Annotated in this window: 9 protein-coding genes; all 9 read left to right on the top strand. The window is 41.0% G+C overall.

All coding sequences use genetic code 11. From position 1 onward, the window contains the following. The first annotated feature begins 78 nt into the window (after nucleotides 1-78). A complete protein-coding gene (locus T356_RS0113520; protein ID WP_197020919.1) occupies nucleotides 79-1,386 on the top strand; it encodes a family 43 glycosylhydrolase in 1,308 nt (435 codons plus the stop codon). Further along, nucleotides 1,383-2,876: a glycoside hydrolase family 32 protein gene (locus tag T356_RS0113515; RefSeq protein WP_026514940.1), complete on the top strand. Its 1,494-nt coding sequence runs from the start codon at nucleotides 1,383-1,385 to the stop codon at nucleotides 2,874-2,876. Before T356_RS0113520 ends, T356_RS0113515 begins: the two co-directional genes overlap by 4 nt. Then, the gene (locus tag T356_RS0113510) at nucleotides 2,863-3,834 is read left to right on the top strand and encodes a carbohydrate kinase family protein (RefSeq protein ID WP_026514939.1); all 972 of its coding nucleotides are present in this window, start codon (nucleotides 2,863-2,865) and stop codon (nucleotides 3,832-3,834) included. The genes T356_RS0113515 and T356_RS0113510 overlap by 14 nt, the downstream gene beginning before the upstream one ends. A gap of 352 nt (nucleotides 3,835-4,186) precedes the next feature. Beyond that, nucleotides 4,187-5,959, top strand: coding sequence for a 1-deoxy-D-xylulose-5-phosphate synthase (locus tag T356_RS0113505; RefSeq protein WP_051563444.1), 1,773 nt, complete (start codon nucleotides 4,187-4,189; stop codon nucleotides 5,957-5,959). Nucleotides 5,960-6,068: 109 nt separating this feature from the next. Beyond that, a complete protein-coding gene (locus T356_RS0113500) occupies nucleotides 6,069-7,391 on the top strand; it encodes a glycosyltransferase family 39 protein (RefSeq protein ID WP_026514937.1) in 1,323 nt (440 codons plus the stop codon). Between the two features lie 21 nt (nucleotides 7,392-7,412). Next, nucleotides 7,413-7,856 carry a PH domain-containing protein gene (locus T356_RS0113495; protein ID WP_051563443.1) on the top strand — a complete coding sequence of 148 codons (444 nt, stop codon included), beginning with the start codon at nucleotides 7,413-7,415 and terminating at the stop codon, nucleotides 7,854-7,856. Between the two features lie 139 nt (nucleotides 7,857-7,995). Further along, nucleotides 7,996-9,810, top strand: coding sequence for an HD-GYP domain-containing protein (locus T356_RS20520; protein ID WP_051563442.1), 1,815 nt, complete (start codon nucleotides 7,996-7,998; stop codon nucleotides 9,808-9,810). Between the two features lie 9 nt (nucleotides 9,811-9,819). Then, nucleotides 9,820-10,320, top strand: a complete 501-nt coding sequence (locus T356_RS0113485; protein ID WP_026514935.1) for a shikimate kinase — start codon at nucleotides 9,820-9,822, stop codon at nucleotides 10,318-10,320. A gap of 3 nt (nucleotides 10,321-10,323) precedes the next feature. Continuing rightward, entirely contained in the window at nucleotides 10,324-13,398 is a 3,075-nt protein-coding gene (locus tag T356_RS19500) for a DEAD/DEAH box helicase (RefSeq protein WP_051563441.1), read from the top strand. The last annotated feature ends 18 nt before the right edge of the window (nucleotides 13,399-13,416 follow it).

Genomic DNA, 13,416 nt, shown 5'->3' with positions numbered 1-13,416 from the left:
TTAAAAAAGATGAAAAGAATAACAATTTGTTTGCTACTTATATCGTTAATGATGATACAAGGATGTGCCGGTAAAAAAATGAATGAATGTTTATTCCCAAGGGCTGAAGACAGTTACGTCGGAGATGTCATGGCGCTTTCGACAGAGAAAGGAGTATACCTCAATTATCTTTATGAAACGGATAATAACGGAGTGGGGTATCATCCGATACATCAGTTCTACACCCGTAACTTTGTAAGCTTTGAAGACAAGGGACAGGTACTTGCATATTCAGAGGAAATGGAAGCACCGGATCTTGCTGTGGGAACAGGATCATTTATTATTGATGATGCCGGAACATATCATTGTTTTTATACAGGACATAATGACTATCATGAGGAATACGGGCTGGATAAAGAGTGCCTGATGCATGCAACAAGTAAAGACAATAAGACTTATACCAAGGATGCTGAAAATATTATCCATGCTCCGGAAGGATACAGTACGGAAGATTTTCGCGATCCGCAGGTGCTGCGAACAGATGACGGCTATATGATGCTTGTGGGAGCGAGAAAAGAAAACGGGAATGAGAGCGCGATAATATGCTATCGTTCCGATGATCTTAAAAACTGGAAGTTTGAAGGCGACTTATATACAAACAAAGATTTATATTTTATGGAATGCCCGGATCTGTTTAAGATGGGCAATCGTTATTATCTGACATTCAGCTGGAACAATGTTGTATATTACAGAATGTCAGACAGTATCAACGGACCGTGGGAGACACCAAAGATAGATACATTTGACGGAAACGGTTTTTATGCGGCAAAGACCTGTGAATATAAAGGAAAAAGATATCTTATAGGTTTTTTGGATAGAAAGAAAAGAGAAAGTGACAGGCTTCCTTATACCTGGGCGGGAAATCTCCTTGTATATGAACTTAAGGAACTGGAAGATGGAACGCTTGGCGTAGCGATGCCTGAAGAATATATAAATTATTTTGACAAACAGATTTTTGAAGCAGAAAGTGTAAAAGACGAATCGGAACTTGGAAATGTTCCGGAAAGCTGCCGGCTTACATTTGAGCTTGAGATGGAAAACGAAGGCAAGTCGGAGATTATATTTAACAATGCCGAGAAGAATGAGGAATACAGAATAACCATCGACAATGGCGAAGATAAGATTACCTATGATGCTTATCTCAATGAACAAAGTATGAGCCTTAAGGCGGGAGTTAAGTATCAAGTTGATGTAGTTGTGGAAAAAGATATAACAGTGGTCTATGTTAACGGCGAAAAAGCATTGTCAAACCGCATTTATTCGGCGGTGGGCGCGGATTGGAAAGTGCGCCTTCATGGAGCAAGCATAGACAATTTAAAGATATATGGTAGGAAAGGAATACTATGAACGATAAGTTATTAAAAGCAAGAGAATATGAGTGCAAAAAGGAAAAGACAATCGCGGAGGAATTTCGCCCTCTTTTCCATCTTACTCCAAGATGCGGATGGATGAACGATCCGAACGGATTTAGCATATATAAGGGTAAATATCATCTTTTTTATCAATATAATCCCTATGAGACTGTTTGGGGACCTATGCACTGGGGACATGTAGAGAGTGACGATCTTATCGATTGGAAGTATCTTCCTGCCGCTATGGCACCGGAAACAGATTATGATAAGGACGGATGTTTTTCGGGAAGTGCGATTGAAACAGAGGATGGGAAACATCTGATACTATATACCGGTGTTCTCAGGAAACAGGATGAGAATGGCAACTTCTATGATGTCCAGACTCAGTGCGTTGCTGTAGGAGACGGAAGAGATTATGAGAAATATGAGATGAATCCGGTGATCACGGGCGATAAGCTTCCGGTGGGAGCGGGAAAAATAGATTTCAGAGATCCGAAGGTGTGGAAAGAAAACGGAAAGTACTATATTGTCGTAGGAAACAAGACTGTAGACGGGGATGGACAGCTTTTACAATATTCAAGTGATGACGGCTTTAACTGGAAATATGATAAAATACTTATAAAGAATAATAAAAGATTCGGAGTCATGTGGGAATGTCCGGACTACTTTGCGCTTGACGGAAAGCATGTACTTCTCACAAGTCCGCAGGACATGCTTCCCGAGGGGCTTGAATTTCATAACGGTAACGGCACATTATGCATAATCGGAAGTGTCAACGATGAAGGAGATTTCTGCGAGGAGAATTGTCAGGCGGTAGATTACGGAATAGATTTTTATGCGCCTCAGACTATCAGGACCAAAGACGGAAGACAGGTTATGATAGGCTGGCTCCAGAACTGGGATGCTTTGGCAATAAAACGTGAAGATTTTCCGTGGTTTGGACAGATGAGCCTTCCCAGGGAAATATCGATAAAGAACGGCAGGTTGATTCAAAAGCCGATTCGCGAAATAGAGAATTACTACGGTAAAAGAATAAGCAGACAAAATGTCACTGTTTCCGATAGCTGCACACTTTCAAGCGTAGAAGGCAGATGCATTGACATGACTGTAAATGTAAGGCCGGCAGGCTCAGATCTTTCCTACGGGAAATTTGAAATACGCTTTGCGGATAACGGTAAAGAATATTCAACCATAGAATTTGATCCTGTTGAATCTGTTGTGAAGATCGACCGCAAGCATTCGGGAAACAGAAGGGCAATCGTGCACCAGAGAAGGTGCAAAGTGGCTGATAATAACGGAGAGATTACACTGCGTGTGATACTTGACAGATACAGCATGGAGTTGTTTATTAATGACGGAGACCAGGTAATGTCAATGGGAATCTTTACAGATATAAAGGCTGAAGGAATCAGCTTCAGGGCTAACGGCGAATTGATCATGGATGTTGTGATGAATGAATTGGAGAAGAAAAATGAGCAAATTTAATGTTGTGGCACTTGGAGAATTACTGATCGATTTCACAAATAATGGAATGAGCGCTCAGGGGAATCCTTTATTTGAAGCTAATCCCGGGGGTGCACCGTGTAATGTCCTTTCCATGCTGCAGAATCTTGGAAACAGCACTGCATTTATCGGAAAGGTCGGAGATGACTTTTTTGGAAAAATGCTAAGGGAAAGAATTGAAAAGCAGGGAATAGAAGCTTCAGGTCTTGTGCAGGATGCGACAGTACCGACTACTTTGGCTTTTGTGAATAAGCTCGCAAACGGAGACAGGGATTTTTCTTTTTACAGAAAACCGGGAGCAGATATGATGCTGACTGCGGACGATGTCAGGGCAAACAGAAATCTTCTTGAAAATACCGAAGTCTTCCATTTGGGAACATTGTCTATGACAGATGAGCCGGCAAAAGAAGCAACAAAACTGGCTGTTAGTATTGCAAAGGAAAGCGGTGCCGTTATCTCTTTTGATCCGAACTACAGAGAGCCGTTGTGGGAATCTGTAGAGGATGCTCTTGAGGCAATGAAATACGGCTTTGAAAATTGTGATGTTTTAAAAATATCAGACAATGAAGTTGAACTGTTTACCGGAATGGCTGATATTGAAGCAGGTGCGAAGAAAATACAGAAAGAATTCGAAATACCAATTGTATTTGCAACACTCGGAGCAGAGGGAAGTATGGCTCTGTATAAGGACTTTGTTGTAAAAAAAGAAGGCTATAAGAATCCGGATACGATAGAAACTACCGGTGCAGGTGATACATTCTGTGCCTGTGCAATTGATTATATCCGTAGGAATGGCCTTAACGATCTTTCGGAGGCCGGTCTGTCAGAGTGCCTGTCATTTGCAAATGCAGCCGCATCGATCATCACTACAAGAAGAGGCGCACTATCTGTTATGCCGACTTTGGATGAGGTTAGATTGTTCATGAAATCACGTACATAAATAAAAACGCTCCGTGGATATGAAACAAATTCGCGGGGTGTTTTTTTATTTGATAGGAAATTCCTATCAAATAAAAAACGCTCCGCTATGGATGCGACCGATGCGCAGAAGTATTATGCAAGCTAAAGCTTGCGCGCATCGGCGCGCAAAGAGTTGCAAAGCAACTCTTTGTTCTTGAAATTTCTCTGAAATTCCTAAAATAAATAGGACAAAATATGATAGCGCAAAAGACAAAAAATAGTAAGCGAAGAGTAACTTATTATCCTATAATGTAAAATGGTGGTATCGTTTTTGCGTTACGGAAAGTACTGTTCTGTGATAAAAAGACCATAACCGGAAAGGAAGAATTACAATGATGGAATATAAGTTACTAAGCAATATAAAGGGACCCGATGATGTAAAAAAGCTGTCACAGGCTGAACTTAAGGAGCTTGCTGCAGAAGTAAGAGAAGCTCTTTTTAACAGAACAACCAAGATTGGTGGTCACTTCGGACCTAACTTCGGAGCGGTTGAACTTACTATAGCGCTTCACTATGTCTTTGATTCACCTAAGGATCAGTTCGTATTTGATGTTGCTCATCAGACATATACACACAAGATGCTTACAGGAAGAGCCATTGCATATACGGATGATGCGCACTTTGGTGATATATGCGGATTTACCAATCCCAAAGAGTCGGAGCATGATATGTTCTACATCGGCCATACATCTACTTCCGTGAGTCTTGCAACGGGACTTGCCAAGGGAAGAGATGTTACGGGCAAAAAAGGAAATGTCGTTGCGATAATAGGTGACGGCTCACTCAGCGGCGGCGAAGCGCTTGAAGGTATCGATTATGCAGGCGAGATGGATACTAACCTGATCATCATCGTAAATGACAATGAGCAGTCTATCGCCGAGAACCATGGCGGACTTTACAAGAACCTTGAGCAGCTTCGAAAGAGTGGCGGAGCATGCGAGATTAATCTCTTCAAGGCAATGGGACTTGATTATAAGTATGTTGAAGAGGGCAATGATATAGAGGCGCTTATCAAGGCTTTCAGCCAGGTAAAAGATATTGACCATCCGATAGTTGTTCATGTCCACACGCAGAAAGGAAAAGGCTATCCTCTTGCCGAGAAGAACAAGGAAGAGTGGCATTATGCGATTCCATTTAACAGAGAGACGGGTGAGAAAGTAAGTTACGGAAACGGAGAGTCTTATCAGGATATCTTTGGAAAATATATGCTTGATAAAATCGGAAATAATGACAAGGTGGTTTGTGTTACGGCAGCAGTTCCCGGCGCGGTCGGGCTTGAATGGGATGTAAGAAGCAAGATGGGCAAGAACTACATCGATGTGGGAATTGCCGAAGAGCAGGCGGTTGCTATGTGTTCAGGTATCGCAAAGAACGGCGGAAAGCCTGTTTTTGTTACCAATGCAACATTTGCACAGAGAGTCTACGATCAGATGACTCAGGATGTGAGCCTAAACAGTAGTGCTGTTACGACGGTTCTTTTCTCATCTTCCATATATGGAATGGGCGATGCAACGCACATTGGTATTTCGGCAATTGGTATGTTTGCGAATATCCCCGGAGTTGTATATCTTTCGCCTACAAGTCGTGAGGAGTTCCTTGCGATGCTTGAACACAGCGTTGAACAAAATGATCATCCCACTATAATCGCTGTTCCCTGTGATGGCGTCAACAACATGATCTATCCTGTGGACAGTAATTATGATAAGACAGATAAGTACCAGGTGTGCGAAGAGGGCGAGAAAGCAGCAATCATTGCGCTTGGTGATTTCTTTAATATAGGTGTTGAAACAGCTAAGCTTGTAGAGGCAAGAATGGGCAAAAAAGCTACTCTCATCAATCCGAGATTTGCATCGGGCGTTGACAGAGAGCTGTTAGACAGACTTTGCGAAGATCATGATGTTATCGTTACTCTTGAGGATGGCATTCTTGAAGGGGGCTTCGGCCAGAAAATCGCTTCCTATCTTGGAGGTAAGAACGTCAGAGTCCTTAACTATGGCTTTATCAAGAAGTTCTATGACGGAATGAGCGCAAAAGATGCACTTGAAGAGAGTAGAATTACTCCGGACTGCATAGCTCAAGATATTATCAACGGTATAAAAGCGTAATAGCAGAGAAATGCTGCGTTTTAAGGAAATGTAAGCCATCAATTCATTTGACCTGATATGAAAAAGGGCGTAAATTAAATGGGTGAAAAGAATTGATAGGAGAGACCGGATGACTGACAACAGAATAGGCAACAAGGTAGTGATATATTTAAAGAATAATAAATTTGCATTTATTATTTCTGCAATGTATTTTTTGATTTCCATTTTCTTGCGCAGCATTTTATTAAATGCTTTTAGATCGCTGTATGAGGGCGGATACTTTAATGATTCCGGCAGATATACATATCTGGCTGAGAATCTTTTGAAAAAATTCTCTTATTCACTTGATGGAGTTGAAGCGCATTGTACAACACCTCCTGGATATCCTTTTTTCTTAGCTTTTTGCTATGGCTTGGGCTTTAATGATAAGATGATTATGGCTCTTCAATATTTTTTTGGAGCGATAATTATTTTTCTTCTGTGCAGAACGTGCAAATTATATCGTTTATCCAAGAAAGCGTCGATAGTGGTGATGCTTTTTTCAATATTAAATTTGGAAGCATTTATTCATAACGGGGCAATCCTCACAGAGAACATTTATTGTTTATGTCTGGTGTCGGCACTGTATTTATGGGCGAAGTACTTTATTGTGACCAAAAAGAAAACTTACTTCTTATTGTTTAGTTTGTTTTTTGCTGCGGGAATGCTGGTAAAGCCGATCCTTGTTCCCTTTGCTTTGGTAGTGCTTGCTGTTTTTATCGTGCTTGCTGTATTGAAGATCATAGGGATAAAAGAAGTTATAATATACGCTCTGTGCATATTTACTGTTATTGGTGGTTGGAGTTATCGAAACTACACGATTACAGGCATGTTCGAGTATAATTACCGCTTTAAGCTGGATGCGTACAGAGTACTGGCCAGAAATGTCGAAGTAAATCGTACCGGTACTTATAAACCCAGTCCTTCGTTTGAAGAAGGTATTGAACAGATAGAACCGTATCTTGAGCGCTATATAACAGAGGAAGAATTAGCGGATAAGGAAGAATACGTTGTTGCCGAGTATTATGAAAAGGCAGCGAAAGATTATATAGGTGATCATATTTTTGATACAATAAAGTTATGCTTTAAAACCACAGCTACAATGCTTTTGGGACCGATGAGAGATTTTTGGGACGGGCTGTTTGGAAAGGGCACGCTTGTATCTAAGTTGACGGCCAATCTTTATACTGTATTTTTGGTGTGTGAATATTTGGTTTATCTGTATTGCCTGATAACAAATTTCAAGAAGCTTGGTCTCGTGGATCTTAGTGTATTCGGATATATCTTATATGCTGTTGTTGCAAGCAGTACTAATTTTGGTTCCAGGTATCGATTGGGCTTTATATATGTTATATACTTTGGTATAGCAATGGCATTAAGCAAATATCCTTATCGAAAAGCGGAATGTGCATAATTTTTTACAAGGAGAGAGAATATGGCAAAAATCTTAAATCCGGAACAGTACAAAGAGTCTATGAACTCCAAAGGGGAAGTTAGATACAAAGAGACGCAGAGACTGTTGTTTTTTGGGCTTCCCTGGACTTTTACGAAATATGAACTTAGAGATAATGACCTTACTATAATCAAAGGATTTTTTACAGTAAGAGAGAACGACTGCTACATGTACAAAGTTTCCGATGTTGAGATAACAAGGACACTCATGCAGAGAATTTTCGGACTGTCTACAATTACATGCTTTACATCTGACGTTACGGATAAAACGATCGTGATGAAGAATATTAAGCACGGACGTGAGATAAAAGATTTTCTGCTTCATGCTTCAGAGGCGGCAAGACTTCGCCGTAAGACTGTAAGTATGCAGAATATTGGCTTTGATGCAGATGATGCGCATGATATGGAAAATGATCTTGATGATTGACAATTTTATCATCCTGTCGGTGTGAGGTACGCCGGGGTTTATGATTTGACGGTTTTGTGATAAATTATATATAGTAACGAAATCTTGTTAATTCTTGCGCGTTGGATTCACATTCGCGCAAAAAAAATCAGAGGATGATATGGTAAATATAGTTGATGATCGCAAAGAAGTTTCTGGAGTAAAGTGGTATTACCTCGTATTACTGGTATGTGGCGGAATACTGATGAATATATTTGGAAGTAAGTTTGTTGGCCGCTATGAGATTCCACTTTATCTGGATTCTGTAGGTACCATGACTGTATCCATTCTGGGAGGCTTTCTTCCGGGAATATTTGTCGGTTTCTTCAGCTCGCTTCTAAACAGCATTTTTACCGATTCTGTAGCGATTTCCTACAGTATGATAAATGTGCTTATCGCAATACTTACCACTGTTTTTAATGAAAAGAACTGGTTCAAAGATTTATTTAAGGTCATGCTTTCGGCACTGATATATGGCTTTGTCGGAGGTGTTCTTGGTGCGATACTTACAGGTATCATCTATGGCTTTGGAGGCGAAACGGCCTCTTTGGGCTTTTTGAAGATAATTTATGAATCGGGCAAATTATCTGCTTTTCAGGCTGCGCTTTTAGCGGATTATATAATCGATGTGGCTGATAAGCTCATAAGCATAGTAATAGCTCTTGCGATTGTTTATGCCATTCCGGCCAAGTTTCGTGCCAGGATCAATATAAAGTACTGGAAACAGGCGCCGCTTACCCGCGATGCTATAGAGATCATGCGAAACAGAAAGAGCCGTTACATTTCGCTCAGAACAAAGGTTGTGATTCTTCTTACTCTTGCAACCGGACTTGTTGCTGTTTGCGCGCTTTTGATCAGTACCGTATTATTCAAAGATGCTATAGTTCAGACCGGAGAAGAGACTGTTCATATCGCACAGGAGATCGGCAATTATTCTGGTGTCGACCTGTCGGGAATATCCCCGTATTCCGAAAAAGAGACCGGAAGAGCGGTATTTAGATTTGCAACAAGGCAGATCTCTCTTTTCTGCGGATTATTTATCTTTATACTTGCTGTTGGTATATACTTATCAGAGTATCATCTTATACTTCCGATAAATACGATGGCATTGACGTCATCGAGTTTTTCCGGTGAAGAGGAAGATAAGCTCAAGGATGAGGCTAATCTGGAGAAAACAGCAAAAACATTTAAAGAACTTAAGATCGGAACCGGTGATGAGATTGAGAATCTTTATGACTCGTTCCAGATGATGATAGAAGCACATGTGGCTACAGTTCAGGCTCTTAAGAGCAGAAATGAGACTGTAACGGCGCTTCAGAATTCAATTATTATAGCTCTTGCAGATCTTGTTGAGAGCAGAGACCAGAGTACCGGCGAACATGTAAAAAATACAGCTGAATATACCAAGATCATTATGAATGAGATGATAAAAGAGGGTGTTTATAAGGATGTCCTTACACCTGAGTTTGTATCTGATGTTTATCATTCGGCACCTCTTCATGATGTCGGCAAGATCAGTATTTCGGATAATTTCCTTAATAAGCCGGGAAAGCTTACTCCCGAGGAGTTTTCTATTATGAAGACTCATTCCAAAGAGGGAGCGCTTATCATAGATAAGGTTATGAGTAACATTCCGGAGCAGGATGCCGGATATCTTAAGGAGGCCAGGAATCTTGCGATGTACCATCATGAGAGATGGGACGGAACCGGATATCCCATGGGACTTAAGGGTGAAGAGATTCCTCTGTCGGCAAGAATAATGGCCGTGGCAGATGTATTTGATGCTCTTATTTCAGAGAGAAGCTATAAAAAAGCTTTTCCTTTTGACAGAGCAATAGAAATAATTAAAGAAAGTTCCGGAACACATTTTGACCCCAAGGTTGCTGATGCCTTTTTGAATGCGCTTGAGGAGGTCAGAAAAGTTGCGGAGAATTGAAAGGATTTTATGAAAAAAGACAACATTATTTTGGTTGGAATGCCTACATCGGGTAAGAGCACGGTAGGCGTGATAGTTGCCAAAATATTAGGCTATAACTTCGTTGATGCGGATATAGTCATACAGAAAAAAGACGGAAGAAGGCTCTCAGAGATAATTGAACAGGAGGGCGTTGAAGGATTTATAGATATTGAGAACAAGATAAACTCAGGTATTGAAGTGGAAAAAACTGTTATTGCTACAGGCGGAAGCGTTATTTACGGAGCCGAAGCCATGGAGCATTATAAAAATATCGGAAGAGTTGTATATCTCAAGGTCGGAATGGAGGTTTTGACTAAGCGCTTAAAGAATGTAAAGCAACGCGGAGTTGTTATGAGACCCGGACAATCTCTTATTTCGCTTTACAATGAGCGTAGTGTTTTGTATGAGAAGTATGCCGATATTACAATAGATGAGAAAGACAATACAATGGAAGAGGTCGTAGCGGACTTAATTGCGGCACTGAAATAAGGCATGAACAATGGGGTGAACGAAACTAAAAACGGCGGATATATAACCGGCTCAGGGAGGCGGTTTGTTTCTGATACACCAAAAGAGTTTCATTATACTTCATTTGAGACAAAGAGGCTTTTGAGGGCGTATGCACCCGAGAGTGAGGTGCCTCTTTTATACAAAGATACATCTCTTGCGGTTTTGGAGCCGCATGCTGTGCTTAATAGAGAAAAGCTTGTGGTATCTTTTTGTATCAGATCCGAAAAGGGCGGACACAGCTATGTTCTTAAGGATATTTCGGAGCTCCTTGATGCTATAGAAAATCACAGTTTCTTAAGCTATGGCAAGCATCTTGAGTTTACTCACGATATGTCGGCTTTTTCTGCCGATTCTCAGAAAATCATAAATTTCCTTTTTGACTATTACAGAGGAAAAAAGGCAGGCGATCCGTATCAGATCTATTCACATTCAAGGGGACGCAGCAAAAGTATTGAGCTTTGCGGAAATGAGATTGATGAGTTTTTTAAAGCTGTAAGCGAGACTTATTTTCTCAATTCGGATTTTAGGGCAAAATATACAGAAGAGCGCCTTCTTGAGATTGTTCCCGTATTTCCCGATATCGATCTTCATATAGAAAAAAAGAATTTTGGAGTTGTCTTTGAATCCGGCTCATTTACTATGTTTGAGGGATATTCAAATATTTATTTTGAGCGAAAGAGAAAGCTTCACGTGATTCCAAGAAGCGACTGCGCGGAGATCATTCCCGTGCTAAAGTTTCTTGCAGCCAGAAGAACCGAAAATGAGCTGTTTATTGCAGAAAAAGATCTGCCTCTTTTTTCGGAAGGTCTTTTCCGTGTGATAGATGAGTTCTTTAATGTGAGCACAGACGGGTTTGAACCTTCAAAATACTCGCCTGATATTCCTAAATTTGAAATATATATCGATATGCCTAATGACATGACCATTACCTGCAAGGTGAAGGCGACGTATGAGAGCATAAACGGAATGAAGGAAAGCTTTGATATTTTTTCTTCCGACAATGAAAGATTTAATGATGAGCAGATGACCGAGGTAAAAAGAAATTTCTACCTTGAGAACAAGACAGCGAAACTGATAAGTCCTTTTTTCGACAGGCTCGATCCGCAGAGTAAAGAGCTGGTGCTTGTCGCGGATTCATATATGGACGATAAGCTATATGTCTTTATCGCGGAAAAGACGGAATATCTTTCAACTATAGGAGATGTCTTTGTTTCTGATGCGATAAAATCTGTAAATATCGAAAAGAGCCTGAAAGTAACTCTGGGAGTTTCTGTTGTTTCGGATCTTCTCGAACTTTCGATGGTGCCGGAGACGCTTTCACCGGGTGAACTTAATGAGATACTGAGCCAGTATGACAAAAAGAGAAAGTATTATAAGCTAAAGAGCGGTGAAGTAGTAAGCGTTGCAAGTGAAGATGCCAAGATGCTCTTTGCGCTTAAGGAGGGACTTGGTATCACGCCGGGGCAGATCGTCGAGGGACATGCTTCGGTTCCGAGGTACAGAGCTCTTTTCATAAATGATATTGCAGAGAAATACAGCGATGAGATTAGTCCTTCGCTTGGAATGAGCAAGAGTTTTAAAGATTTTGTATCGGGATTTGCAGATCCTTCTGATGAGCAGTTTGAGATTCCGGAGAGTCTTGACGGTATTTTAAGAGACTACCAGAAAACAGGATTTTTCTGGCTAAAAGCTCTTTCGCATAACGGATTTGGCGGCATACTTGCCGATGATATGGGACTTGGTAAGACTATTCAGGTTCTTGCATATCTTTTAAGTACCAAAGAATGTGCGATAAAAGAGGGCAGAAAGAACAGATGCAGTCTTATAGTGTGCCCGGCGTCACTTGTTTATAACTGGCAGCATGAAATAAAGAAATTTACGCCGGCCCTTAACTGTGAAGTTGCCGTTGGCATAAAGCCTGACAGAGTGAGGGTGACTTCCGAGATCGACAGCGAGAACACCGATGTCATCATAACGTCTTACGATCTTTTGCGAAGAGATATTGAACTTTATAAGTATCTGAATTTTGAGTGCTGCGTAATTGATGAAGCACAGTTTATAAAAAATCCCGGGACGCTGGTCGCCAAAGCTGTAAAGAGCATAAATGCGGCATTTAAGATGGCGCTTACGGGAACACCTATAGAGAACAGGCTTAGTGAACTTTGGAGCATATTTGATTTCTGTATGCCGGGGTATCTTTTTGGTTACAAGCAGTTCCGCAACAATATTGAAATTCCCGTTGTTTCTGAACAGGATGAAGTTTCGACTGAGATGCTCAGAAAGATGATCGCGCCTTTTGTGCTAAGAAGGCTTAAAAGCGATGTGTTAAAAGATCTTCCCGACAAGCTGGAGGAGAATATCTATGCTCCTATGAACAGCTCGCAGAGAGAACTTTATGATGCGCATCTGCAGAGAGTTAAGCTTATGGTCGAGGGAACCGATGAGGAGTCCTTCGGAAAAGACAGGATCGTAATCCTTTCGGAACTTACAAGATTAAGGCAGTTGTGCTGCGATCCCGGCCTTGTTTATGACAATTATACGGGCGGAAGTGCCAAGACAGAGCTTCTGATTGAGATGATAAAGAGTGCATCGGAAAGCGGGCATAAGATTCTTTTATTCTCACAGTTTACATCAATGCTCGACAGGATAACCAAAGAACTTACAGATGCCGGAATATCACATTATCTTCTTACGGGTGCGACCAGAAAGGAAGACAGGATAAAGCTTGTCGATGCCTTCCAGGAAGATGACACATCGGTATTTTGCATATCCTTAAAGGCGGGCGGAACGGGATTAAATCTTACCAGTGCCGATATCGTAATTCATTTCGACCACTGGTGGAACATAGCCGCCATGAATCAGGCGACCGACAGAGCTCACAGGATCGGGCAAAAAAATGTCGTGACCGTATATCGTCTTATTATGGAGAATACTATAGAAGAGCGTATAATCACGCTTCAGAACAGGAAAAAAGAGCTTGCAGACAAGCTACTCAATACAGGTAATATGAGTAATCCGACTCTTACCAAGGAAGAGCTCCTCGAGCTTCTCGGATAATAAATAAAAATCAAGACG

This window comes from Butyrivibrio sp. LB2008, assembly GCF_000621565.1.
In the GTDB taxonomy this organism is placed as follows: domain Bacteria; phylum Bacillota; class Clostridia; order Lachnospirales; family Lachnospiraceae; genus Butyrivibrio.
This window is presented reverse-complemented; position numbering and strand designations above follow the sequence as displayed.

Excerpts from the sequence above, each read along its gene's own strand:
- T356_RS0113515 (WP_026514940.1), top strand. The coding sequence starts at position 1,383 with ATGAACGATAAGTTATTAAAAGCAAGAGAATATGAGTGCAAAAAGGAA.
- T356_RS0113495 (WP_051563443.1), top strand. The coding sequence starts at position 7,413 with ATGGCAAAAATCTTAAATCCGGAACAGTACAAAGAGTCTATGAACTCC.
- T356_RS19500 (WP_051563441.1), top strand. The coding sequence starts at position 10,324 with ATGAACAATGGGGTGAACGAAACTAAAAACGGCGGATATATAACCGGC.
- T356_RS0113485 (WP_026514935.1), top strand. The coding sequence starts at position 9,820 with ATGAAAAAAGACAACATTATTTTGGTTGGAATGCCTACATCGGGTAAG.
- T356_RS0113505 (WP_051563444.1), top strand. The coding sequence starts at position 4,187 with ATGATGGAATATAAGTTACTAAGCAATATAAAGGGACCCGATGATGTA.
- T356_RS20520 (WP_051563442.1), top strand. The coding sequence starts at position 7,996 with ATGGTAAATATAGTTGATGATCGCAAAGAAGTTTCTGGAGTAAAGTGG.
- T356_RS0113500 (WP_026514937.1), top strand. The coding sequence starts at position 6,069 with ATGACTGACAACAGAATAGGCAACAAGGTAGTGATATATTTAAAGAAT.
- T356_RS0113510 (WP_026514939.1), top strand. The coding sequence starts at position 2,863 with ATGAGCAAATTTAATGTTGTGGCACTTGGAGAATTACTGATCGATTTC.
- T356_RS0113520 (WP_197020919.1), top strand. The coding sequence starts at position 79 with ATGAATGAATGTTTATTCCCAAGGGCTGAAGACAGTTACGTCGGAGAT.